At 67.9% G+C, this 22,401-nt stretch carries 23 protein-coding genes, 1 tRNA gene and 1 pseudogene; 16 read left to right on the top strand and 9 right to left on the bottom strand.

From position 1 onward, the window contains the following. Nucleotides 1-69 precede the first annotated feature (69 nt). Nucleotides 70-855, bottom strand: a complete 786-nt coding sequence (locus QN152_02300; GenBank protein MDR7538350.1) for a GntR family transcriptional regulator — start codon at nt 853-855, stop codon at nt 70-72. A 212-nt stretch (nt 856-1,067) separates the two neighbouring features. On the opposite strand from QN152_02300, the gene QN152_02295 reads away from it, so the two are divergent. Next, on the top strand, nt 1,068-1,940 hold the full coding sequence (locus tag QN152_02295) for a PfkB family carbohydrate kinase (GenBank protein MDR7538349.1): 873 nt from the start codon (nt 1,068-1,070) through the stop codon (nt 1,938-1,940). On the opposite strand, the gene QN152_02290 is transcribed toward QN152_02295, so the two are convergent. Genes QN152_02290 through QN152_02280 form a run of 3 tightly spaced genes read right to left on the bottom strand, consistent with a single transcriptional unit; the run spans nt 1,921 to nt 4,936 of the window. Next, on the bottom strand, nt 1,921-3,489 hold the full coding sequence (locus QN152_02290) for a DAK2 domain-containing protein (GenBank protein MDR7538348.1): 1,569 nt from the start codon (nt 3,487-3,489) through the stop codon (nt 1,921-1,923). The genes QN152_02295 and QN152_02290 overlap by 20 nt on opposite strands. Nucleotides 3,490-3,495: 6 nt before the next feature. Next, entirely contained in the window at nt 3,496-4,080 is a 585-nt protein-coding gene (locus QN152_02285) for a glycerol-3-phosphate acyltransferase (GenBank protein ID MDR7538347.1), read from the bottom strand. Continuing rightward, the gene (locus QN152_02280) at nt 4,073-4,936 is read right to left on the bottom strand and encodes a DegV family protein (protein MDR7538346.1); all 864 of its coding nucleotides are present in this window, start codon (nt 4,934-4,936) and stop codon (nt 4,073-4,075) included. The genes QN152_02285 and QN152_02280 overlap by 8 nt, the downstream gene beginning before the upstream one ends. Before the next feature lie 193 nt (nt 4,937-5,129). Between QN152_02280 and nikR the strand changes: the two genes are divergently transcribed. From nikR to QN152_02245, 7 genes are all read left to right on the top strand, one after another. Beyond that, nucleotides 5,130-5,546: a nickel-responsive transcriptional regulator NikR gene (gene nikR, locus QN152_02275; GenBank protein MDR7538345.1), complete on the top strand. Its 417-nt coding sequence runs from the start codon at nt 5,130-5,132 to the stop codon at nt 5,544-5,546. Nucleotides 5,547-5,558: 12 nt separating this feature from the next. After that, complete coding sequence (locus QN152_02270) at nt 5,559-6,551, top strand: energy-coupling factor ABC transporter permease (protein ID MDR7538344.1); 993 nt, start codon at nt 5,559-5,561, stop codon at nt 6,549-6,551. Next, nucleotides 6,532-7,146 (top strand): cobalt ECF transporter T component CbiQ, encoded by a 615-nt coding sequence (gene cbiQ / locus QN152_02265; protein MDR7538343.1) that lies wholly within the window; start codon nt 6,532-6,534, stop codon nt 7,144-7,146. Before QN152_02270 ends, cbiQ begins: the two co-directional genes overlap by 20 nt. After that, a complete protein-coding gene (locus QN152_02260) occupies nt 7,143-7,889 on the top strand; it encodes an energy-coupling factor ABC transporter ATP-binding protein (protein ID MDR7538342.1) in 747 nt (248 codons plus the stop codon). Before cbiQ ends, QN152_02260 begins: the two co-directional genes overlap by 4 nt. A 145-nt stretch (nt 7,890-8,034) precedes the next feature. Further along, nucleotides 8,035-8,292, top strand: a complete 258-nt coding sequence (locus QN152_02255; GenBank protein MDR7538341.1) for a metalloregulator ArsR/SmtB family transcription factor — start codon at nt 8,035-8,037, stop codon at nt 8,290-8,292. Nucleotides 8,293-8,372: 80 nt separating this feature from the next. Continuing rightward, on the top strand, nt 8,373-8,762 hold the full coding sequence (locus QN152_02250) for a DoxX family protein (protein MDR7538340.1): 390 nt from the start codon (nt 8,373-8,375) through the stop codon (nt 8,760-8,762). A gap of 270 nt (nt 8,763-9,032) precedes the next feature. Beyond that, nucleotides 9,033-9,620, top strand: a complete 588-nt coding sequence (locus QN152_02245; GenBank protein ID MDR7538339.1) for an FAD/NAD(P)-binding oxidoreductase — start codon at nt 9,033-9,035, stop codon at nt 9,618-9,620. Nucleotides 9,621-10,191: 571 nt separating this feature from the next. On the opposite strand, the gene QN152_02240 is transcribed toward QN152_02245, so the two are convergent. Continuing rightward, entirely contained in the window at nt 10,192-11,643 is a 1,452-nt protein-coding gene (locus tag QN152_02240) for an FAD-dependent oxidoreductase (GenBank protein ID MDR7538338.1), read from the bottom strand. A 154-nt stretch (nt 11,644-11,797) separates the two neighbouring features. On the opposite strand from QN152_02240, the pseudogene QN152_02235 reads away from it, so the two are divergent. Next, nucleotides 11,798-12,739 (top strand): annotated as a pseudogene (locus tag QN152_02235) (transposase). A 131-nt stretch (nt 12,740-12,870) separates the two neighbouring features. On the opposite strand, the gene QN152_02230 reads toward QN152_02235, so the two are convergent. Both QN152_02230 and QN152_02225 read right to left on the bottom strand, forming a co-directional pair. Beyond that, a complete protein-coding gene (locus QN152_02230) occupies nt 12,871-13,239 on the bottom strand; it encodes a hypothetical protein (GenBank protein ID MDR7538337.1) in 369 nt (122 codons plus the stop codon). Nucleotides 13,240-13,421: 182 nt separating this feature from the next. Continuing rightward, nucleotides 13,422-13,497, bottom strand: a tRNA-Arg gene (locus QN152_02225). Nucleotides 13,498-13,645: 148 nt separating this feature from the next. On the opposite strand from QN152_02225, the gene QN152_02220 reads away from it, so the two are divergent. After that, nucleotides 13,646-14,476 (top strand): aldo/keto reductase, encoded by an 831-nt coding sequence (locus QN152_02220; protein ID MDR7538336.1) that lies wholly within the window; start codon nt 13,646-13,648, stop codon nt 14,474-14,476. A gap of 15 nt (nt 14,477-14,491) precedes the next feature. On the opposite strand, the gene QN152_02215 is transcribed toward QN152_02220, so the two are convergent. Continuing rightward, nucleotides 14,492-15,481, bottom strand: coding sequence for a radical SAM protein (locus QN152_02215; GenBank protein ID MDR7538335.1), 990 nt, complete (start codon nt 15,479-15,481; stop codon nt 14,492-14,494). Nucleotides 15,482-15,692: 211 nt separating this feature from the next. Between QN152_02215 and QN152_02210 the strand changes: the two genes are divergently transcribed. The 3 genes from QN152_02210 to QN152_02200 all read left to right on the top strand — a co-directional run bounded on the left by QN152_02210 (nt 15,693) and on the right by QN152_02200 (nt 18,655). Next, a complete protein-coding gene (locus tag QN152_02210) occupies nt 15,693-16,031 on the top strand; it encodes a cupin domain-containing protein (GenBank protein ID MDR7538334.1) in 339 nt (112 codons plus the stop codon). Nucleotides 16,032-16,179: 148 nt separating this feature from the next. Beyond that, nucleotides 16,180-16,506 (top strand): GYD domain-containing protein, encoded by a 327-nt coding sequence (locus QN152_02205; protein ID MDR7538333.1) that lies wholly within the window; start codon nt 16,180-16,182, stop codon nt 16,504-16,506. Between the two features lie 10 nt (nt 16,507-16,516). Beyond that, nucleotides 16,517-18,655, top strand: a complete 2,139-nt coding sequence (locus QN152_02200; GenBank protein MDR7538332.1) for a transglycosylase SLT domain-containing protein — start codon at nt 16,517-16,519, stop codon at nt 18,653-18,655. 31 nt (nt 18,656-18,686) lie between these two features. Here QN152_02200 and QN152_02195 read toward each other — a convergent pair whose 3' ends face one another. Continuing rightward, nucleotides 18,687-20,174 carry a sulfatase gene (locus QN152_02195; GenBank protein MDR7538331.1) on the bottom strand — a complete coding sequence of 496 codons (1,488 nt, stop codon included), beginning with the start codon at nt 20,172-20,174 and terminating at the stop codon, nt 18,687-18,689. Nucleotides 20,175-20,331: 157 nt separating this feature from the next. Between QN152_02195 and QN152_02190 the strand changes: the two genes are divergently transcribed. From QN152_02190 to QN152_02180, 3 genes are all read left to right on the top strand, one after another. Further along, a complete protein-coding gene (locus QN152_02190; protein ID MDR7538330.1) occupies nt 20,332-20,484 on the top strand; it encodes a DUF1059 domain-containing protein in 153 nt (50 codons plus the stop codon). A gap of 109 nt (nt 20,485-20,593) precedes the next feature. Continuing rightward, the gene (locus QN152_02185) at nt 20,594-21,352 is read left to right on the top strand and encodes a GntR family transcriptional regulator (GenBank protein ID MDR7538329.1); all 759 of its coding nucleotides are present in this window, start codon (nt 20,594-20,596) and stop codon (nt 21,350-21,352) included. A 54-nt stretch (nt 21,353-21,406) separates the two neighbouring features. Continuing rightward, on the top strand, nt 21,407-22,399 hold the full coding sequence (locus tag QN152_02180) for an ABC transporter substrate-binding protein (GenBank protein ID MDR7538328.1): 993 nt from the start codon (nt 21,407-21,409) through the stop codon (nt 22,397-22,399). Nucleotides 22,400-22,401: the final 2 nt, after the last annotated feature.

Here is a 22,401-nt window from a genome sequence, read left to right as displayed (position 1 = left end):
TATCTTCGGTCTTTCCACCACTTCCATCCGGCCGTCTGGTCGGGGTGCCGGTGTCGCAGGCCGGGTCCTTCAGATGGTGTAGGCACGGCGGATGGTGAAGCGGTACCGGTCGCCCCGGTACAGGACCTCGTCGTACTCGACAGGCACCCCTTCCCCTGTATAGATGATGCGTGTACTGGTGAATACCGCTGCACCGGGAGCGATACCCAGCAAAGCGGCGGCAGCGGTGCCGGCGGTCGTCGCTTCATACCGCTGCATGGCCCACGCTGGGGCGAGGTCATAGACGCGCTTCAGGTGCTGCAGGATCATGTCGAAGCGTGCGCCGCCGGCCGCCTCCGCCTCGCGCAGCTCCTGCGCCGCCGTAGCTCCCCAGACGGCGGGCAGGTGTACACGGTACAGCGCCAGCGGCTCGTCGTCGGCAGCGCCCAGCACGTCGATGCGGACAATCTCGTCCTCCGCGCTCAGCTCCAGCCCGCGCCGTGCCGATTCAGAGGCCGGGCCCCGGGACGTGGTCAGAACACGAATCGTCGGCGTCCGCCCCGCCGCGGCTACGGTCTCGGAGAACCGACTCACCTGTGCCAGATCCTGCTCGATCTTGGGAGTCGCAACGAACGTGCCTTTGGCGGGGACGCGGACCAACTGCCCGCTGTGGACCAGGTCGTTGACTGTCTGGCGGACGGTGGTGCGGCTGACGCCATAGCGCAGGCAGAGTTCGCGTTCGGAAAGGATGCGCTCGCCGGGACGGTAGCGACCCCTGGCGATTTCCCGGACCAGGGCGTCGCGGAGCTGCCGGTGCAGCGGAATCGGGGCTCGCCCATCCAAGGTGCGCTGTGGGGTGCGGGTTGTTCTGGACATGACCGGTAACTACCAGAATCCTACCCCCTCGGCTTCGCTTGCGCAACCGTACTTTCCCGGCAGATAGCCCTTAGTGCAGTGGGTGGAGCCCTTCCGTTCTCTGCGCCTGTCCCACCGCGCGCCCCCGGGGCGGGATCTCACTGAGGTTGTCCCAGGGAGCTCGCGGGTCGCCCGGCGAAGGTGAGTAGCACGAAACCAGGAGGTGGCACGGCGTGGGCGTTGACGTGGTCTTGATCGGGCACTTCGCCCGGGACCGGCTGGTGTTCCCGGGCGTCGTCGAGTCCGCCTCCGGGGGAGGCGTCTACTATGGTGCGCTGGCCCTGCGGCGGCTCGGTTACGCGGTGGCCGTGGTGACAAAGCTGCACCCGGACGACTTTGTCTTCCTGGATGAGCTGCGCGCCGAGGGGATCAGCGTGCATGCCTCTGCCGCCGCGCGAACCACGGGGATAGAGAACATCTACCCGGATGCGAGCATGGACCGCCGCATCTGCCGGCTGCTGGGGTTCGCCGGCCCCTTCACCCCGGAGGAAATCCCCTCCATCGAGAGCCGCGTGACCATCATCACCCCGCTGATGGCGGGAGAGGTGCCGGGTGAGCTGGTGCGCCTGCTGTCAGCACAGGGACCCGTGGGTCCGGATGCGCAGGGGTTCGCCCGCGTCCCCGAGGGGGAGACCCTGGTTACCCGGGACTGGCCAACCAGGGCTGCCGACCTGGCCTCCGTCACCTTTCTCAAGGCGGACGACGCCGAGGCGGAGGCGCTGACAGGCACCGCCGACCTGCGGATGGCGGCGCGGGCGCTGGCCGCCCTGGGTCCGCGGGAGGTCGTGCTCACCCATGCCCGCGGTGTCCTGGTCTATGCCGGGGGGACGTTCTTCGAGGCGCCATTCGCACCGCGGCAAGTCCGGGGCCGCACCGGCCGCGGTGATACCTGCTTCGCCGCCTATGTGGCCAGGAGGCTGGAGACCGATCCGGAAGAGGCCTGCCGCTTCGCCGCAGCGGTGACGTCCCTCAAGATGGAGTACCCCGGCGCCTACCGCGGCACCCGGGCAGACGTAGACCGGAAGATCACTCCACGGAGACGATGAGCACAGACTCAGGCTGGCCGCCGGGGACAACCTCGACCGTCGCGTCCGGGAACCGGCGGCGCACCTGGCCGGCCAGCTGGTGGGCAGCGGTCTGGTCCATCTCAACCCCGGGGTAGAGGGTCATCACCTCCCCTCCCCCTTTCCGGAGTTTCTGCAGGACCGCCAGCGTGACTTCCTCCAGGGAGTAAGAGCTGGCTACCTCCTCCCCGCTCGCAGATCCCCGGAACCTCCCTTCGGAGGAAGCCACCGTCCCTGTGCGCACCGACACTGCCGCCTCCGCCATCCGTAGAGAGTTCTCCTCCCCCGCGGCGTGCGGTCGCCAGGCCAGCAGGGCGGCCACGCCTTCCGGCTGCGTCCGCGTGGGTACAACGCGCACCGGCTTGGTCGCCCGCTCCTGCACCAGGGCGCAGAGAGGCAGGTGCGCCGGGTCGTTGGGGAGCAGGATGACCTCCTCCGTCCCCGCCTCCCCGATCGCCACCTGCAGCCGTTCCGCGCTGGCCTGCGCCGCGTCGATCACCTGCGCCGCGCCCAGGCTGCGGAAGAGGACGGCGAAACCCTCCCCGGAGGCCAGGACAATCACTGGAGTCCTGACTACAGCGGCGTCGACCTTGGCGCGGCGCAGGGGCAGCGGTTCCTCGCCGTAGCGGCGCAGCAGCTCGGCGTGCTGCTCCCGCATATCCCGGATCCGCGCCTCCACCAGGGTCCCGTAGTCCAGGCAGAGGCGCAGAATCGCCGTAGGGTCGTCCGCGTGCAGGTGGATCCGGGTGAGCTCGGGGCTTCCGGTGAGGACCACACTTTCCGCCTGCGCCGCCAGCGCGTCGAGCAGCGCGGCGGGACGGTCCCGCAGGCGCAGGGAGAGTTCGAGGTCATAGGGGCGGGCGGTCAGGGGCGGAAGGGCGTGAGGGTTTGGAGCGGCGACGGGAGGGCGCAGGGGGAGCGGGTGGTCGCCGAGCGCCTCCCACATCCCCTCCAGGAAACAGGCCAGTCCCTGCGCCCCGGCGTCCACTACCCCCACACGTTGCAGCGCGGGGAGGAGGTCCGGGGTACTGGCCACGGCCTGCTGAGCCGTCTGCACCATGGCGGCGAAGAACTCACCCAGGGTTGAATCGCTGGCCGCAGCCTGGCCGGCCCTCTCGCCACACTCGCGGATGACAGTGAGCATCGTGCCCTCGACGGGGCGCACCATGGCGGCGTAGGCGGCGTCCCGGGCGCGACGGAAGCCATCGGCGACCTGTTGGGTGTTGGCCTCCTCCAGACCGCTGAAGGCCTGGGCAAACCCCTTGAGGATCTGCGAAAGGATCAAGCCGGAGTTCCCTCGCGCCTCCTGGAAGGCCGCCTCCGCCGCCGCCGCAGCCGCGCGGCCGAGGTCGGGCTGGGGCCACTGCTCCAGGGCGTGGCTGGCGGCACTGGCCGTGGCGACCAGATTGTCCCCGGTGTCGCCGTCAGGCGCCGGGAAGACGTTGATGGCATTGAGCTCCTCGCGGTACGCCGCCAGCCTGCGAGCCCCGGAGGCCAGCAGGCGTGCAAACGTCGACCCGGTCAGCAGCATCCCCGGTCAGAAGATGACCCGCCGGCCGGAGCGAAATGCCCGCAGGTCGGGACGCAGCTTAAGCAGGCAGGCACCGCCGACCAGGAGCCCGCCCCAGAAGGCCTCAGGGATTCCGGCGAACTTCCACGCTACCAGGGGGAGGGTGGCGTAGGCGGTCCCCGCACCCGCGTAGGAGTCACGCACCACCAGGATCACCACGGCGGCGACCAGCGCCCAGGTGAGGATGACCCGGGGGTCGAGGGCCAGGAGCATGCCTGCGGTAGTGGCCACGCCCTTGCCGCCGGCGAACTTCAGCGGAAGCATCCAGTTGTGCCCCACGACAGCCAGGGCCCCGGAGATCCAGCCCCATCCCGGAACGGCGCGGTTACCCAGGTACGCCGCCAGTGCCCCTTTGGCCATGTCCAGCAGCGTGCCCACCAGGCCGGGCAGGAAGCCCACATTGCGCATGGTGTTCATGCCACCGATGTTGCCGTTGGCCACGGTGCGCAGGTCCACACCGGCCGCCACCCTGGCGGCCAGGTAGTTGGCCGGAAAGGAGCCCAGGAGATAGCCCAGCACAACCAGGAGGAGTCGGGTGAACGCGTCAGCCATACGGTGCCTCCCTTCTGAGGTCTTCGAGAGCCGCGGTGAAGAGGGCGAAGCCAACCAGGCCGGGGCCCACACTGGCGGTGATGACCGGCCCCGCGTGAGCCACCAGAAGCTCGTCCAGGTGCAGGCGCCGGCCTAGCTCCGCTGCCAGCGCCTGTGCCGGAGCCTCCGCCCCAGTGTAGAACACCGCGCACTTGACCGCCTGTCCTTCGATCCCCTCGCAGGCCAGGGCCACCAGGCGCTGCAGCGCCCGCTGCTGCCCCCGCTGCCGCTCCGCGAGCACCACCTCCCCTTCCCGCAGGGTGAGGATGGGTTTGATGTCCAGCAGCGTCCCCAGCGCCGCCTGCGCGTGCCCGATGCGTCCCGCATGGTAGAGATAGCGCAGGTTGTCCACCAGCGCGTAGAAGCGCAAGCTCCTGGCGATGGCCTCGGTACGTTGCAAGATTTGTTGGGGCAACTCCCCCCGCCGGGCCGCCCGCGCCGCCTCTATGACCAGCCAGCCGCTGGCCAGGCTCCCTGCCGTGGTGTCCACCACGTGGATAGTGGAGGCGTTGATCAGGTTCCTGGCGACCAGGGCCGACTGATAGGACGCGCTCAGCCGGGCAGAGATGGTAAAGCACAGGATGCTGGCCTGGGGGTCCCGCTCCAGGACCTGGCGGAACGCCCGCAGATAGTCCGCCGGCCCGGGGTTGATGGTCTTGGCCAGCTCGCCGCGGGCCAGGCGGGCGGCCACTTCCGCCACGCTGATGTCCACGCGGTCCCGGTACAGCTGCTCGCCGAAGCGGATGTAGATAGGAACCAGGAGGATGCCCAGCTGGCGCACCAGCTCGTCGGGAGGATCGGTCGCAGAGTCCGCCACGACGACCACCGTGCTGGCGGGCCGTGGCGCCCCCCTTTGTTCCTGCTTCTCTGGCACGTCGTCCACCGCAGCACGCATCTGACCAGGCCGGCCCTGGCACCTTCAGTGTACTCAATCCGACTCCGCCGGGCACCGGTTGACGCCGCACGGAAGCGGTGCTACGATTTTAGAAGAAAGTAGCACCAAATCCTCTATGCTGCGACGTTTCAGCCTTTCGATGCCTCCCGCCCTGGTAGCGCAACTGGACGCCATGGCCAGGGCGAAAGGCTACCGAAGCCGCTCCCGAGCCGTGGCCGACATGGTGCGAGCGCAGCTGGTCGATCACCGCGCGCAGCGCGGGAATCACCCGATCGTAGGCACCATCACCCTAATCTACGATCACCACCGCCGGGGCGTACAGGCCCTGCTTACGGACATTCAGCACCACCATCCACACCTGATCATCTCCACGCTGCACGTGCACCTGGACCGGCGGCATTGCCTGGAGGTCCTGGCCGTACGCGGCCGGGCCGGCGAGGTGAAGGCGGTTGCCGATCGCCTGGCGGCGACCAGGGGCGTCAAGCACGGGCGGCTCAGTGTGACCACTGCGGGGAAGGAGCTCCCGGCGTGAGGAGACCGGCGCATGCACATTCCTGACGGGTTTCTGGACACCCCCACGGCGATCGCCGGCGGTGTGCTGGCCGCAGCCGGCCTGGGCCTGGCCCTGCGAACGGTGCGGCGCACCCTGCCGCACCGCGCGGTGCCGCTCGTCGGCGTGGCCGCGGCCTTCATCTTTGCAGCGCAGATGCTCAACTTCCCCGTCGCCGGCGGTACATCGGGGCACCTCATCGGGGCGGTGCTGGCTGCCGTGCTCCTCGGCCCCAGCGCGGCCGTCCTGGTCATGTCGTCCGTCCTGATCCTGCAGGCCTTCCTCTTTGCCGATGGCGGCATCACCGCGCTGGGGGCCAACATCTTCAACATGGCGTTAGTGGCATCGCTGCTGGGCTACGCCCTCTACCGGGGAGTCTCCCGCCTCCTGGGCGGCGGTCTGCGTGCCCGGCTGGCCGGCGTGGCCTTTGGCGCGTGGTGTTCCACGGTGGCTGCTGCGGTCACCTGCGCCGGGCAGCTCGCGCTTTCGGGAACGGTGGCCTGGGAGGTTGCCTTCCCGGCTATGGCGGGCGTCCACATGCTGATCGGTGTGGGGGAGGCCCTGATCACCACGCTGGTCGTCGCCGTAATCGCCACTGCCCGCCCGGAGCTACTTTTCGACCGGGCGGGGCCGGGTGAGTGGATCGGACGCACTCTGGCCGGGTACGGCCTCCTGGTGACCCTCGGCCTGGTCATCTTCGTCGCTCCCCTGGCCTCGGAGTGGCCAGACGGGCTGGAGGCGGTGGCTGGGCGGCTGGGATTTGCCCATAAGGCCGCCGCCTCTCCGGCGGCCTCTTCGCCTCTGGCCGACTACGCCCTCGCGGGCGTTGGCTCCCCTGCCGCGTCAACGGCCATCGCCGGAGGGATCGGCACCGTGGTGGCCTTTGGCCTGGCCTACCTGCTGGCCATCGTCCTGGTACCGCGGGGCACCGCCGGCTCCGGCCGGCCTCCGGGGAGCTCGCACGACAGTGCACCACGCTCTGGGTGATCCCTACCATCCTGGCTCGAGCCCCATTCACCGGCTGTCGCCCGCGGTAAAGCTGGTGCTTGCCGTTGCGTTTGTCCTGACCGTGGTGGCGCTGCCGCGCGCCGCCTGGCCCGCCTACGCCTTCGCGGGCCTGGCGCTGCTGGTGGCGGCCCTGGTCTCCAGGGTGCCTTTGAGCCGTCTGGGCAGACGCCTCCTGGCCGTTGAACCCTTCGCCCTCGGGGTTGCCCTTCTGGCGCTGTTGCAGCCCGACGGCCTTCGCGTCTTCCTGGCCATCCTTACCAAGAGCACACTGTCCCTGGGCGCCGTGGTTATGCTGGGGGCAACCACGCCTTTCTCCGGGGTGCTCCGCGCGCTCTCGCGCTTCCGCGTGCCGCCCCTGCTGGCGACCGCCCTGGCACTGCTCTACCGCTACCTTTTCGTTCTCGTGGAGGAGATGGGCCGGATGCAGCGGGCACGGCTCAGCCGCACCTTCTCCCCAAACCGGTGGTTTACCTGGCGGTCGTCCGCCACTGTGATTGGCCACCTGTTCCTGCGCACGTCGACGCGTGCGGAGCGCATCTACGCCGCCATGTGTGCGCGCGGGTGGAAGACGTGAACGCCCTGGAGGTGCGCCACCTCAGCTACCGCTACGGCGACGGGACGCAGGCGCTGTATGACGTGAGTTTCTCCATTGCGGAGGGGGAACGGGTTGGTATCGTTGGCCCCAATGGGGCCGGGAAGTCCACGCTCCTGTGGCACCTCAACGGTCTGCTGCCTGAGCACCCGCCGCAGACGCCCGCCGTCTGGATCTTCGGCGTGCCGGTGGTCGAGCCCCACCTGCCGGCGATCCGGGCCCAGGTCGGCCTGCTGTTCGAGGATCCGGACGATCAACTGTTCTGTCCCACCGTGGGGGAAGATGTGGCCTTCGGCCCGCGGCAGCTGGGCAAGCCGGAGGCGGCTCTCGCAGCTGACGTGCGCCGGGCGCTGGCGCGCGTGGGTCTCGTCGGCTTCGAGGAGCGCCATCCCTGGCACCTCAGCCAGGGAGAGAAACGTCGCGTCTGCCTGGCCGGCCTGCTGGCGTGTGAGGCTCGCATCCTGGCGCTGGACGAGCCATCCGCCGGGCTCGATCCCCGTGGCCGCCGCGAGCTGGTGGTGCTGCTGCAGGGGCTGCCGGTGACACAGGTCATCGCCACCCACGACCTGGAGCTGGTGGTGGCGGTCTGCCCGCGGGTAATCCTCCTGGACGGCGGCAGGGTGGTCGCCCAGGGGCCCACGGCGCAGGTCCTCGGCGACGAGGACCTCATGCTGGCCCACGGTCTGGAGCGTCCCCACATCCTGCGCCACTGTCACCCGCATTGACCGGAAAGACTAGTAGCCACCCGGCTGGGCAGGGGTCTCGCCCGGGGGTCCGAGGGGTGTGGCCTTGACGCGGCGTGCCGGCTCGCGTAGGATTTAAATGATTTTCGAAATGCTAAAGGGCATATCAGCGCTGCCGCGTCGTCGCATGGTGCGGATTTTTCGCGCGCTGGGTGATTCCACGCGATATCAAATTGTCCGCGTCCTGATGAACCGGGGCGAAGTGGCCTGCCGGGACCTGACGAAGCTGTTCCCCCTGAGCGCCCCGGCGCTGTCCCACCATTTCCGGGTCCTGCAGGAGTGCGGGCTGATGCAGGTGCGCAAGGAGGGCGCCTACCACTTCTTCCGCCTGGACCGAGCCCTCCTGGCGCGGGTCATGGAGGCCTGGGCGCGGGAAGGGAGGTGACTTTTCTTGCGAGGGTGATTTCCATATTTTTGAAATTCTGAAAACACCTAAGCGGTTTGCAGAAAGGAGGGGCCTACGTCATGGAAGTAGCCTTCTTGGCGGGCCGGATCATTCTCGGCGTGTACTACCTGTTTAATGCCTTTAACCACTTCACCCGACTGGAGATGCTGAGCGCCTACGCCGCCAGCAAGCGCGTGCCGGCGCCGAAGCTGCTTACGATCGTGACCGGCGTCCTGTTGCTGGTCGGCGGGCTGAGCATCCTGCTGGGCGTCTACCCGGTGGTGGGTGTGGTGGCGCTGGCTGCTTTCTTCATCCCGGTCACGTTCTGGATGCACGACTTCTGGGCCGTGCAGGATCCCATGCAGAAGGCGATCCAGATGGTGAACTTCACCAAGAACCTGGCGTTGTTGGGCGCGGCGCTGATGCTGCTGGCATTTCCCCAGCCCTGGCCTCTGGGCTTGGGGAAATAACGGCGCCTCCCTGGACACGGTCTGGAACCTCCGGCTATAGCAGGGGCCATTGACTTGAGAGGAAAAGGCGTCCCGGACCCTGAAGCATCGGAAGGAGATGCGAGCGATGCGGCAGACCCGGATGGTGGTGCTCATCAGCGTGCTGGCAGCGGCCGCGTTCATCCTCATGGTCACAGTGCAGGTGCCCGTGCTGCCTGCCGCGCCGTACCTCCGCTACGATTCCAGCGAGGTGGTGGGGCTGCTCATGGCGTTTGCGACAGGGCTGCTTGCGTGGGCGGAGGTATCAGCGGGGCGGTGTGCGCCCGCAGCTTGCGCAAGCTGGCGCCGGAGATCGAGGTCGTGGTCATTGAGCGGAATCCCGGCTACGTTTCTGGTCCCTCGCGCGTCGATCATGTCGTGGGGCTCGAAAACGTTGCCAACATGACGGTCGGGTTCGGCGGACTTATGCGCGATGGCGGGAAGATCATCCGGGCTGTGGTGACGGCCATCCGACCCGCCGAGAACCGTCTGATCACGTCCATGGGATCTGTGGACTACAACATCCTGGTGGTGGCTACGGGGATGGTCCCGGCCGAAGACGAAATCGTGGGGTTGCTGGAGAATTCCGGCCTGAATCAGCATGCCTGGACGTGGCCCGGGACGATCCAGTTGAAGCGCACGGTGGAAGGATTTGGTGGTGGAGCGTTTGTCCTCAACGTTCCGCCACCTCCCTACAGTGCCCGCCTGGCCCTTATGAGGTCGCCGCGCTCATTGACGAGTTCTGGAAGAAGATGGGCGTCAGAGCCGAGATCGTCATCCTCGATGCCAACGATCGACCGCAGCCGCCGTCTATGGCCGACCTCTGGAGGAACCTGCTGACTGAACGGAGGATCGCCTACAATCCGAGCTTCAAAGTGATGGAATTCGACCCCCGCGGCCGGAACCGCTCTCGGACAGGGGAGAACGGCAGCGAAATGACCTGGCTTCCGTCATCCCTACGGCAAAGGGGCCATTCTTCCTCGAGGAATCCGGCGTCGACTCTCCCTTTATCGACGTGGATCCGACGACGTTCAGGAGCAGGAAGCACGCCAGCATTTTTGCCGCCGGCGACGTGATCCGAAGTCCGTATCCCAAGACGGCATTCGTGGGATCCTTTGGAGGGGTGGAACCCCGCCCACTACATCGCCCGGGTTTTCGGAGTGGATCGCAGGGAGCCCGAGCCCGTCTTCAACCGGTGCTGGCCTTTTGTCTCCGGCAAGGAAGGCTTCTTCGTGGAAGTCGCCTGGACTAAGGACGGGCGTCTTATTCCCGAGCGATCGAAAGTATTAGGCGCCAGGGCCGAGCACATCCGGGCTCGCAACCCACCATGACTGGAACACGGGCTGCATCGCCGCCCCGCATCTGGCGCAGGACCTGGCCCGCGTGGTGGCCTGAGGGGCGTCCCGGGAGCTCAGGGGTGCTGCCCGGACCACGGTCCCCCCGGGCGGAGTATCCGCACCGGCGCGCGCGGGACCTGGGCGGGGTGGCTGATGCGCGCCCCGGAGGCCTGGAGCCGCCACTGGACCAGGGCTACCAGGTCATGGCGGCGCAGGAGCGCGTGGGCCGACACGGCAGCCTCGATGCTCACGCTGGCGGCAATACCCGCTGCCTGCCCCAGCGCCATTGTCACCGGGACCACGCGCGCAGCCCCCGCCGCCTGGTACGTGGCCGAGAAGGCCCGGCTGCAGACGAAGAGGTTGTCGACATCGCGCACGACCAGGCTCCGTAGCGGCACGGTGAAGTAGAAGCGCCTCGGCGGGTACGGGTTGATCCAACCTGGGTGGTAGGGATGCAGGTCCAGGGCGTAGGCCGCGGCGGCGATGCGGTCCCAGAAGTGACGCTGACGGATCACGTCGCGGGCTGTGAGCGTGTAGAGCCCTTCGACGTGTCGCGTCTCCCGGATGTACAGCTCGGGGGCGACTTCGACCAGGGCAGCCCGGGCGAATCCGGGGGCCTGCTCGCGCAGGAAGGCCACGAACGCTGGTACGATCCTCTTTGCTCTGCGGTAGCCATCGAGGCGGGAGGCCGGATCGGTCCCGTCCAGCCCGAAGATTTGCAGGGCGTTGACCCAGACGCTCCCGTCGGGGAGGCGACTCAGGTTGAGGTCGTAGGCCGCGATCCGCTCGGGGTGGGGTGAGCGCCACTGGGTGACGATCCGGCGATAGCCCCAGGCGAGGCTGCCGTAGACTCCCCCGGTCCGCCTGGGTTTCTCGTAGCGGCGGAGGTAGGAGACGATGTCGGGCCAGCTCACGTTCCGCAGGCGGAACATCAATGTGGCCGCCTGTGTGAGTCGGTCGACTCCCGAACTCTCCCGGCCCACGGTGTACCGGGCGCCGGCGGCGGTGGCGATGTCGCCGTCGTCCGTCGCGTCGATCAGGACCCTGGCCTGGATCTTCGTCCCGTCGTCGAGGACCGCCCCACGGGCCCGGCCCTCCGCCACGAGCACCGTGCGTACCCTGGTCGCCAGGCGCAGGTCGATCGCCGGCTCCCGCCGGACGAGCTCGAGCAAGAGCACGCGGGCCGTCCGCGGGTCGAAGGACAGGCCGAGTTCCCGATAGACTTCATGGAAGATCCCGCCGACAGAATCCCCGCCGTCGGGGCCCCGGCTGAGGTCGAAGCTGCTCAGCATCGCGCCAGTGAGGACGCCGCCGAGGAACGGCCGCGCCTCCACGAGCGCCACGGAGTGGCCGGAGCGCGCCGCCGCCACCGCGGCGGCAATGCCGGCAGGGGTGCCTCCGACGACGAGGATGTCCAGGTGCTCCTCCCGGGCCCAGACCGGGCGTCCGACGGCGGCCAGGAGGAGGGCCGGCAAAAGCCACACCGCTCCCTGCAGCAGACGAGCGGGTGTGCGTACCCTGCGCATCAGAATCTCTCAACCGGGATTTCCATTTCGGGTTCCCGGCTGGCCCTCAGTGTATATTCTGATTTTCTCTGCAATTTCATGCGTGCGACCGCAGATTTCTTGGCTGAGTGTGTGCTAGGCGGGTGCGGGACCAGGGCCGAGGGCGGACGTCCCGCTGGCGACCTACCTGGGCCTGCAGCAGCCTCGCCAGCTGGACGAGGGGGTGCTGCGGCGGGTCCTGCTGGGCCTGAGCTGCCGGCGCTACCAGGATTGTGCGGCAGTCCTCCCCGAGGCGTTCGGGCTGAGCGCGTCGTCGGTCTCCCGGCGCTTCATCCGGGCCAGCGCCCGGAAGCTGCGCGAGCTGCAGGAGCGCCGCCTGGAGCGATACGACCTCGTGGCGGTGGTGATCGACGGCAAGACCTTCCAGGCGGATGAGCTGGTGATCGCCCTGGGGATCACCAGCCGCGGCCAGAAAGTGGTGTTGGGGTTTGTGCAGACGGCGACGGAGAACCGTCTGGTCTGCGCGGCCTTCCTGCGGGAGCTGGTGGCCCGCGGCCTGCGGGCTGACCAGGGCCTGCTGGTGGTCATCGACGGCAGCAAGGGGCTGCGGGCTGCGGTGCAGGAGGTATGCGGGGCAGCGGCCCAGGTTTAGCGGTGCCAGTGGCATAAGCGAGAGAACGTGGTGGCCTATCTGCCCAAGGGCCAGCAGGCAACCTGGCGCGCCAAACTGCAACGGGCGTACGAGCAGCCGATCTATGCGGAGGCTAAGGGGCAACTGATGGCTCTCCAGCGGGAGCTGCAGGGGATTAATGCCAGCGCGGCGCGGAGCCTGGCCGAAGGGCTGGAGGAGACGCTCACGCTGCATCGGCTGGGACTCTTCGAGGAGCTGGGGCAGAGCCTGAAGACCACCAACATGCTGGAATCCATCTTGGCTCAAGGGGAGCAGCGGACCGGCAAAGTGGACTACTGGAAAACCAGCGACCACAAGCAGCGCTGGCGGGCGACCGCCCTCCTGGATATTGAGCCTCGACTGCGTTGGATGCGCGGGTATCGGGCGCTACCGAAACTCCGGCGAGCACTACAGCAAGCCATGGGGAGGGAGGTGAGCGCGGCGTGATCATGCCGGCGCCTTCCCGAATCTCAACGAACTTTGGTATTGACTCCAGGATGGATCATCGTGCCAGGATCTCCGTGTGCGCAGTATTCTTGTTCCATCAGCCGCTGGACCAGGCCCCGCAACAAGGGGGACTAGCCTCCGCGGCCCGAGTCATCGCCCTGGCCGACTTCCAGGTGCAGCCGGTGCAACAGCCGGTGCGCAACCGGCGCCACGAGGATGCCTGCTGTGACCAGAAAGACAATCCCCGAGAACAGTGCGTAAAACGACGCGAACAGCTTCCCCTCTCCCGTCCGCAGCACATCCACGGGGCCCATCCCGGTCAGGATCATGGACGCGTTCAGCAGCGCGTCGAGCCATGACAGCCCCGCCAGGACGTGGTATCCGATGATCCCCAGGCCCAGCGAGATGACGACCACGCCCGTGGCGGCCAGGGCATGCAGAATAAATCGGCGCAGGAACTTCCGGCGCGGCAGCAGCGGCTCGGTGTGGTGCTCGTACACAGTACTGCTATGATAGCGCGTTTGCTGATTGGCAGTTCCCCACCGAGTCTTGCCATCGAACTGGTCTGCTCGCCGAGGAAGAGACTTGAAAGGTTGATCAGGGATGGTGGGGTGGCGGTGATCACGAGATCGTGTGACATCGAAAGGGGGTGAAATTGTGAAGTCCCGCACTAGATGCAAGGTGGCGGGCCCGGAGGGAATCGAACCCCCGACCAGAGGCTTAGGAGTCCCCTGCTCTATCCACTGAGCTACGGGCCCGCGACAGGGTACCCTGAAGGATTTTAGCACAGCGCGGTCTGCGGCTGCGGCGGGAGACCGGGGTGTGCTTGGCCGGGACCGGGACCGAGCCGCGGTGGCACGGTGCTCGCAGCGGGAGAATGCCTGGCCGTGGGGAAATGGAAAGAGCGTGAACCGGCGTGCCTTCGGCTGGACTGGCGTTTCGGTCCCGGTTATCGGCCAGGGGACCTGGCGGATGGAGCAGGACCCCCGGGCGGCGGTGGCCGCGCTGCGGCGGGGACTCGACCTGGGCATGACGCACATCGACACTGCGGAGTCCTACGCCAACGGCCGCGTTGAGGAGATCGTCGGCGAGGCCGTCGCCGGGCGGCGCTCCGAGGTCTTCCTGGTTTCAAAGGTGCTGCCGGAGAACGCCTCACGTCAGGGGACTGTGGCCGCCTGCGAGCGAAGCCTGAGGCGGCTGCGCACCGACTACCTGGACTGCTACCTGCTGCACTGGCCCAGCGAGCACCCGCTCGCCGAGACCATCGCCGCCTTCGAGGAGCTGGTGCGCCAGGGGAAGATCCGCGCCTGGGGTGTTTCAAACTTCAATGAGGACGAGCTGGCGGAGGCGGTGCGCCTGGCTGGCCCGCGGCGCGTGGCCTGCAACCAGGTCTACTACTGGCTGGGTGAGCGGGGCATTGAGCACTTCATCCTGCCCGCCTGCGAGCGCCACCAGGTGGCCGTGGTCGCCTACAGTCCTTTCGGGCAGGGGCGCTTCCGCTCCCACCCGGTCCTGGAGGCGGTGGCCCGGGCGCACGGGGCCACGCCGCGGCAGGTGGCGCTGGCCTTCCTGGTGCACCGCCCCTCGGTCTTTACCATCCCCAAGGCCGCGCGGCGGGAGCACGTGGAGGAAAACGCCGGCGCGGGTGACCTTCGCCTCAGCGACGATGAGATAGCCCGCATTTCCCGGGCCTTCCCGCCCCCGCGGATCCGCCGCGGTCGCCTGCCCGTTCTCTAGGGCAGCACAGCAGCCTCAGGCCGGGATCCAGGCCAGGCGCGGATGGCGCGGCAGGCGGGCATCCAGGCGGTACAATCCCGCCTCCCGCGCGGCCTGCACGGCGGCGGCATACTCCTCCGGCAGGATCCGCCGGTTGATGGTGTCGTACCGTCGATCAACCCCCACCCGTCCTGCGGGGTAGTACTGATCCATGATGTTCACGTAGGTGTGAACGGATACCTCGCGGGCAATCCAGCGGAAGATCTCCCCGCTGCCGGCTACACCCCCGGGCATCACCAGGTGGCGCAGCAGCACTCCGCGGCGGGCCAGCCCGCGCTCGTCGAGCTTCAGCGGCCCCACCTGGCGGTGCATCTCTGTGATCACGCGCCGTGCCACTTCGGGGTAGTCGGGCGCCTTGAGGTAGAGCCGGCTCATCTCCCGGTCCCAGAACTTGAAGTCCGGCATGTAGATGTCCACGATGCCGTCCAGCAGACGCAGGGAGTGCAGCGAGTCGTAGGCGCTGGTGTTGTAGACGATGGGCAGGTGCAGCCCCTGCTCCACAGCCTGCGGCAGCGCCTCCAGGATCTGCGGGACCACGTGCTCGGGGGTGACGAAATTGATGTTGTGGCAGCCCTGCTCCTGGAGGAAGACCATCATCCGGGCCAGGTCACCGGGGGAGATCACCCGCCCCTGCCCCAGGTGGCTTATGTCGAAGTTCTGGCAGAAGGCACACTTCAGGTTGCACCAGGCAAAGAAGATGGTGCCGCTGCCCCGCCAGCCGCGCAGGCAGTCCTCCTCCCCCAGGTGGGGGAAGAAGCTGCTCACCCGGGCGTGGCGCCCGGTCTTGCAGACGGCGTAGCGGTCTTCCAGCCGATTGACCCGGCAGTCGCGGGGGCAGACCACGCAGGAGCGCAGCAGCTCGAGCGCCTCCTCCGCACGCCGCCGCAGCTCGGCAATGCCCAGTCCCAGGTAGGCTGCACGGAACTGGGCCGAATGCAGAAAGAACTGCGCCGGCACCGTGGGCATGAGCCTCCCCTCAAGCACTAGTATCGACCTTGGAAAGGTGGCTTCAAGTCCGGTGCCTGACGTGCCCTTCCTGTGTACACCACGAACTCATGCGGCTCCAGTACGTGGAGAGCACTTGCGCCAACCGGGACGTCCGGTTTGGGACTATCCGGGACCGCGCCAGGAGTTGACAGGCCGGCCGGCCAATTCCATCCCGGAAAGGAGGAACGGCATGGAGATCTTTCGTCCTGAAGATGTTCCCGCCGAAGAGCCCGAGTCGATGCCAGGCGTGAAGATCCGCTGGGTGATCGACCCGAAGCGCGGTGCCGAGAACTTCTCCATGCGCGTCTTCGAGGTGGCCCCCGGAGCCGCCACGCCGCTGCATGACCACTGGTACGAGCAGGAGATGTACCTGCTGGAGGGTCAGGGTGTGATGGTGGGCGACGAAGGGGAGGCCCCGCTGACCCCGGGCACGGTGATGTGGGTCGCCCCCTACGAGCGGCACCAGATCCGCAACACCGGGCAGGAGCCGCTGAAGTTCATCTGCTGCATTCCCTTGAAGAAACCGTAGGCAGGCCGGGGCTACCTGGTGGTGGAATTCTTCCTCCGGGAGGCCCGGGCCGGCCGTCCCGTCCACGTCCCCCCTGCGCCACACCGTCCGTCGCCCTCCGGGCCGGCGGCCCCGGGTCTGCCAGACCGTCACTTAGGGGGTGAGCGAAGTGCCCAAGTACCTGTTTCAGGGATCCTACACTGTTGAGGGCGTGCAGGGGCTCCTCAAGGAAGGGGGGACCCGCAGACGAGATGCCGCGCGGCAGGTGATCGAGAGTGTAGGCGGCAAGCTCGAGGCGTACTACTTCGCCTTTGGCACCAACGACGTCATCGGCATCGCCGACGTCCCGGACAACGCCAGCATCGCCGCGGTCTCGTTGGCCATCAGCGCGCGTGGAGCCTTCCGCTTCACCACCACGCCGCTGCTGACCCCGGAGGAGATCGACGAGGCCACCATGAAGAGGGTGGTGTACCGACCACCCGGGCAGGAAGCCTGAGGAGACGCGGGTGGGGAGGGCCGGCTGGCAGCGGTTATCCCCACCCCGACCGCACGGACGTACGTGGCTCGCGGCGGTGCTCATCGCGGCCCTGGTGGGCCCGGGTTCCGCGGAGGCCGGTTCCTCTGTCCCCGCGACGGTCAACCCTCCACCCGAGCTGGCGGCGGCGGTGGAGGCCACGCGCGCCGGGCGGTGCCGGGAGCATCTCACCGCGCTACGGATGCTGAGCGGGCAACACACCCCTTTAGGCGCGCGGGCCGGCTACCTCCTGGGGCACTGCCTGATGGCGATGGGGCGGTCCGCCGAGGCGCAAACCGTGTTCGATGCCGTGGCTCCACGGTATCCCTCACTGGCCGCGTACGCGCGCCTTGCGGCGGCGGAGGCACTCTTGCCCTCGCAGGCGCCTGAGGCCGCCGCGCGCCTGGCCCGGCTGCTGGTACAGCCGCTTTCGGGTCCCCTGGCCCGCCGCGCCCGGTTCCTCTACGCTCAAGCATTGCTCCGGTCCAACCGTCCGGCTGAAGCGGAGCGAGTGCTTGAAGCCATCTCCGCTGAGGATCTGGATGATGGGATTGCGGCGCAGCTCTGGTGGCTGCGGGGAGCAGCTGCGCAGGCGACGGGAGCCCGGAGCCGGGCACGCTTAGCCCTGGGGATGGTGTGGTGGGGGATCCCGGGCAATCCCCTTGAGGAGGACGCCGCACGTCGGCTACGCGACCTGTACGGCGGTCGTCTCCCCTTACCTCCGCCGGAGGCCAGTCTGGCCAGGGCAAAGCGGCTCCTCGCACGCGGCCTGGCGGGGGAGGCCGAGAATGAGCTGGTCAGGATGCTTCACGCGGTCCCACCGCCGCAAATTGCTCCAGAGGCGTGGTACCACCTGGGACTGGCGCGACTGCGCCTGGAAAAGACGCGATCGCAGGTTGCTGCCCATGCATTTCGTCAGGCGGGCCGCGATCCCGCGTGGGCCGCACGCGCACGCTACTGGGAGGGCCGCGCGCTGGCCCGGGCAGGGCGCCCGGGAGAGGCGGAGGCGGCCTGGCGGCGGGTGAGCCGTGAGCACCCGGGGGACCCGTGGGCGGCGCGGTCGCTGCTGGCCCTGGCATATCTCCTCGAGGCGCGGGGAGCCTGGGCCGAAGCTGATGCCGTACTGCAGTGCCTGGCGGCTGCCTTCCCTGAGACTTCCTGGGGAGACGAGGCGCGCTGGCGCCGGGCGTGGCTGCGTTACCGGCGGGGGCGCTTCGCGGAGGCGGAGTCGATGTTCTCTCGATGGGGCCGCGAATTCCCCAGGTCGGCCCGCGCAGCGGCAAACCTCTACTGGGCGGCCCGCGCGCGGCAGCGGCAGGGCAGGGAAGGGCGCGCGTTGCTGCAAGAGGTGGCCGCGCGCTACCCTCTGACATACTACGGTCAGCGGGCGCGGGAGCAGCTGGGCTGGAACCTGCCGCAGATTGTTCCGCCTCCCCCTCCGGCTCTCAGCAGAAACCGCTTCCGTCCTGCGCACGAGGAACTCGGCGCCCTGGGGTTTGTCCTGGAAGCGGCCGCTGAGGCCGAGGACCTTTTCCGGTCTACGCGCGATTCCGGTCTCCTGCGTGCGGCAGCCCTCTACCACGCCCTCGCCGGGAACACCCACGCTTCGGTGATCACAGCGGTAGAGGCAATCGCCGCCGCGTGGAGCGGAGGCACGCCGGAGGATACCGGACTGTGGATGCTGGCCTACCCGCGGACGTACTGGGAGGTCGTCTCCGCGGCGGCCCAAGCGGCGCGCCTCGATCCGTACCTGGTGCTGGCGGTGATCCGAGAGGAGAGCCGGTTCGACCCGCTGGCCGTCTCCCCGGCCGGTGCGGTGGGCTTGATGCAACTTGTGCCGGCAACCGCGCGGGGGATGGCCGCAGGCGGAGGGTCGGTGCAGCTAGTAGATCCCTCCACAAATATCCGCCTGGGTGCGGCTCACCTCGGCGGGCTGCTGCAAGTATTTAGGGGAGACGTGGTGCTGGCGCTGGCCGCGTACAATGCTGGGGCCAGCGCCGCGCGGCACTTTGCCCGCCTCCCGCTGTCCGCCCCGGAGGAGTTTATCGAGCGCATCCCGTACGCGGAGACACGCGCATACGTGCGCCGGGTGCTGGAGTCGTACGGTATCTACCGCTGGCTGTACCGCTGAGACCCGCAACGCTCAGGTACCGCAGAATGTGCTAGGGCAGGTGCAGCGGGGCGTCTTCTGCCCGACGGCACCCCAGGGCACTGCACTGGGCAAGCTCCGAGAGCCTGGCGGCGAGGGCACGAATCAGTGCCCGGTTGGCTGTGGGCATGAGGTTCTGCAGCTGGAAGGGGTCGTCCCGCAGGTTGTAAAGCTCCCGTTCCCCGGTGGCCCACTGGATGTAGGTCCACTCCGCGGTGCGGAGAGCGTTGTACCCGGACCGCGGCTGCGGCGCCGGTCCGTCCCCTGGCTCGCCGACAACGAGCCCCCGGGCGGTCCGCAGCTCGACGATGAAGTTCTGCCGCCAGGGCACGGCGCGATCCGCCCGCAGCAGTGGGAGGAAGGAGCGTCCGTCCACAAACGGCGGTACCCGCAGGCCGGCCATCTCCGCAAAGGTGGGGGCGATGTCGGTATTCAGCACCATCTGCTCGCGGCGTGCCCCCGCCGGCACGCCCGGCCCGCGGACGATGAAGGGCACGCGAATGTCTTCTTCGTATGCCGTGGCCTTGCCGGGTAGGAGACGGTGTTCTCCCATGTGGAAGCCGTTGTCCGAGGTGTAGACGATGTAGGTATTCTCCAGCTGGCCGACCTCCTGGAGCGTCCGTACTACGGCTTCCACCAGGTCGTCGATGGCCTGCAGCGACTGCAGGCGCTTCCGGTAGAAGGATTCCATCTCAGAGATTTGCCGCTCGGTCAGCATCGGCCGGGAGCGCGGGGCTGGCTTGTCGCTGAGGTCTTCCTCGTTGAATGCCGGCGGGTGGGGAAGGCCAGCGTCCTGAAAGAGCGCGCTATGGCGCGGCGCAGGCGTGGCCGGGGCGTGCGGCGTGTAAGGGGCCAGGTAGAGAAGGAACGGTCGGCCGGCCTCTACGGCTCGCCGGATGCCCGCTATGCCCTTGCGTGCGATCACATCTGTCAGATAGTCCTCCGGCCGTACCCCGTAGCTGACGATCGTCCCGTTCTCGTTCATCTGGTAGTTGAAGTTCTGATAGGGCCGGCCGCCGATCCCGGCATACCACTCGGTCCATCCAGGCGGGACATGGGCGGGATCGGTGCTGCGGTCGCCGTATCCATTCAGGTACTTGCCGGCAAAGACCGTGTGGTAGCCGGCATCATGCAGCCAGGTGGCTAGGGTGAAGTGCTCCTGCCCCAGCGCAACGAACTTGGCAAACCCGCCCAGCGGCGGCTCGTTGGCTTCGATGCGCGTATTGTGCGGGTACTGCCCGCGGAGGATGCTGGCCCGGGAAGGACAGCACAGCGCGTAGGTCACGAAGAAGTTGACGAAGGTGGTCCCGCGGTCCTGCAGCAGCGCTTTGGTCTTGGGCATGAAGGCATGGATGCGGACGTCCTCGTCGTCGGTGAGGATGAAGACGATGTTGGGCCTGGTGGACGGAGCGCTGCGGCCACGCGGGTCGGAAGGTGCGGGGAACGCCAGCGCCATGACCAATGCCAGCAGCAGTCCCGCGCAAGCGCCAAACCGGGGCATCGCTCTTCCACCTCTGCAGGTTGAGGCAGAAGCCTCTACCCATTTGACTTCTGGAACCGGGGTGTCGTTTACTGTGCTTCCCCGTGCCCCGCAGGGTGGGCCTCCTGCCCCGGCGAACCTGCGGATAATGCGGTCGTTCCGGAGGGGGGTGGAGCAGATGGGGAAGCGGTGGTCGTGCGCGCTGGGGCACCGGGTCGAGGCCGACACGGAGGAGGAGCTGGTGCGCAAGGTGCAGGAGCACATGCGCCGCGAGCACGGGATGGAGATCTCGCGGGAGAAAGTGTTGCGCGACCTGCGGGAGGAGGACTGACCTACCGCCCCCCAGAAGCCCCTGCGCCGCTTCCGTGGATGGCCGCCGGCATCCTGTTGCCCGCCTCAAGGAGGGATTCCGTGGGTCCGCCCGGAATGAGGTAAGACGTATGACGTCTTCCCGCCTGGGCGACCCCAGGATCCGCAAGGATAAGTCCCCCCTCTACCTGCAGGCGCGGCGTCAGATCCTCGCCATGATCGGAGCCGGCAGGTTCCGTCCCGGCAGCCAGCTGCCTCCTGAAGATGTGCTGGCGGAGACCCTGGGGGTGAGCCGGCCCACGGTGCGCGAAGCCCTCGCCCTGCTGCAGATTGACGGTATCGTCACCCGCCGGCATGGGGCGGGGAACTTCGTCAACCACCTCCCTTTCAACATCAGCGCCCGCCTCGATGAGCTCATCAGCATCCCCGAGGTGATCGCCGCGAACGCCTTTCAGCCTTCGATGACCGGCCTGCGGATCACCGAGGTGGAGGCCTCGGATCAGGTGGCGGAGTCACTGAAGCTGGAGCCCTCCAGCGCCGTGTACCTCGTCCAGCGGCTTTACCTGGCCAGCGGCCGCCCCGCGGTGTGGGTGACGGATTTCATCCCCACAGGTCTCGTTCCACGGCGCGACCTGTGGGTGGAGTTCACCGGCGACATGCTGCAGTTCTTCCGCAAGCAACTGCGTCGACCGATGGAGTACGCGGTGGCCGCCATTGATGTGGTGGATGCCGACCCCGCCTGCGCGCGTCACCTACGGGTCAGGCCCGGTACAGGGGTTTTGCGCATCCAGCAGACGGCGTTCACGGCGGGGAACGTTCCTGTGACCTACTCACTTGGATATCACAGGCCGGGAGTGGTGACGTATCGGGCGATTCGAAAGGTCCGCTAGGCCGCGGTCCCACGTCAGCAGTCCGGGAGTGTCAACTGGAGGGAGGGGAGAGCAATGAAGGCGTACGCAATCACCCGAGGAAGCCTGATGCTGCTCCTGGCAGCGCTGCTGTTCATCCCGTTGAACAGCCCGACGCCGGCCGCCGCTCAGGTGGCCCTGACCGTCCGTTTTGGGGTCGACTCCTTTATCCTGGGCTCGCCAGTGTACATCGCCGACGAGTTGCGCATCTTCCAGAAGGTGGGGATCAGGCCCGTGATCCAGCCCTTCTCCTTCGGTATCGACACCATCGACGGTGTGCTGGCCGGGCGTACGGACGTCGGTTTTGCCCTGGACTTTCCGCTGCTGCTGCGCCTGCAGACCGGCCAGCTCCGGGTGATCGCTGCGGTGATCGAGCCCGAACCCGGCTTCCACAAGCTGGCCGTCCGCCGAGGGATCGGCGGGGCGGCGGACATGCGCGGCAAGCGGCTGGGCATCGCCCAGGGTACACTGCAGCACTTTGTCACCATCCGGTACCTGCAGGTCGGCGGGGTCAACCCCGCGGAGGTGCAGCTCGTGCCTCTGCCCAGCCTCTTTGAGATCGTGGCCGCCTTGCGACGCGGCAGCATCGACGCCGCCTGGGTCTGGGGCCCCGGGACCGACGAGGCGCAGCAGATCGAAGGCGTGAGGATCCTCACCGACGACAGCGCCGCCCAGCACCGGTCCTACGGATACATGGTGGTGGGGGCGCAGTACCTGGCCGGGAAGCGGGAGGCTGTGGTGGCCACGCTCAAGGCGCTGGTGGAGGCGACCGACTGGCTGAATAAGAACCTCCCGGCGGCAGCCAGGATCATCTCCAAGCGCAACAACGCGCCAGAAGATCGCGTGCTCACCGAGCTGCGCAAGCAGAATTCGACTGTCTCCCTGCAGCGCAAGCACATCAACGCCCTCAGCGAGCTCCTGGGGTTCATGCTGGAGAACAACATGCTCCGCACCCGTATTTCCGTCCCGGACTTCTTCGTCACCCGGCCGCTGCAGGAGGCAGCACCGGACCGGGTGCAGATCCGGTAGGG

The sequence above is a fragment of the Armatimonadota bacterium genome (genome assembly GCA_031459715.1).
Classification (GTDB): Bacteria; Sysuimicrobiota; Sysuimicrobiia; order Sysuimicrobiales; family Humicultoraceae; genus Humicultor; species Humicultor tengchongensis.
The sequence above is the reverse complement of the archived record's forward strand: the minus strand, read 5'-3'. Positions and strand labels throughout refer to the sequence as shown.

Excerpts from the sequence above, each read along its gene's own strand:
- QN152_02190 (MDR7538330.1), top strand. The coding sequence starts at position 20,332 with ATGGGGAAGCGGTGGTCGTGCGCGCTGGGGCACCGGGTCGAGGCCGAC.
- nikR (MDR7538345.1), top strand. The coding sequence starts at position 5,130 with ATGCTGCGACGTTTCAGCCTTTCGATGCCTCCCGCCCTGGTAGCGCAA.
- QN152_02285 (MDR7538347.1), bottom strand. The coding sequence starts at position 4,080 with ATGGCTGACGCGTTCACCCGACTCCTCCTGGTTGTGCTGGGCTATCTC.
- QN152_02250 (MDR7538340.1), top strand. The coding sequence starts at position 8,373 with ATGGAAGTAGCCTTCTTGGCGGGCCGGATCATTCTCGGCGTGTACTAC.
- QN152_02270 (MDR7538344.1), top strand. The coding sequence starts at position 5,559 with ATGCACATTCCTGACGGGTTTCTGGACACCCCCACGGCGATCGCCGGC.
- QN152_02185 (MDR7538329.1), top strand. The coding sequence starts at position 20,594 with ATGACGTCTTCCCGCCTGGGCGACCCCAGGATCCGCAAGGATAAGTCC.
- QN152_02290 (MDR7538348.1), bottom strand. The coding sequence starts at position 3,489 with ATGCTGCTGACCGGGTCGACGTTTGCACGCCTGCTGGCCTCCGGGGCT.
- QN152_02240 (MDR7538338.1), bottom strand. The coding sequence starts at position 11,643 with ATGCGCAGGGTACGCACACCCGCTCGTCTGCTGCAGGGAGCGGTGTGG.
- QN152_02210 (MDR7538334.1), top strand. The coding sequence starts at position 15,693 with ATGGAGATCTTTCGTCCTGAAGATGTTCCCGCCGAAGAGCCCGAGTCG.
- QN152_02195 (MDR7538331.1), bottom strand. The coding sequence starts at position 20,174 with ATGCCCCGGTTTGGCGCTTGCGCGGGACTGCTGCTGGCATTGGTCATG.
- QN152_02180 (MDR7538328.1), top strand. The coding sequence starts at position 21,407 with ATGAAGGCGTACGCAATCACCCGAGGAAGCCTGATGCTGCTCCTGGCA.
- QN152_02255 (MDR7538341.1), top strand. The coding sequence starts at position 8,035 with ATGGTGCGGATTTTTCGCGCGCTGGGTGATTCCACGCGATATCAAATT.
- QN152_02300 (MDR7538350.1), bottom strand. The coding sequence starts at position 855 with ATGTCCAGAACAACCCGCACCCCACAGCGCACCTTGGATGGGCGAGCC.
- QN152_02215 (MDR7538335.1), bottom strand. The coding sequence starts at position 15,481 with ATGCCCACGGTGCCGGCGCAGTTCTTTCTGCATTCGGCCCAGTTCCGT.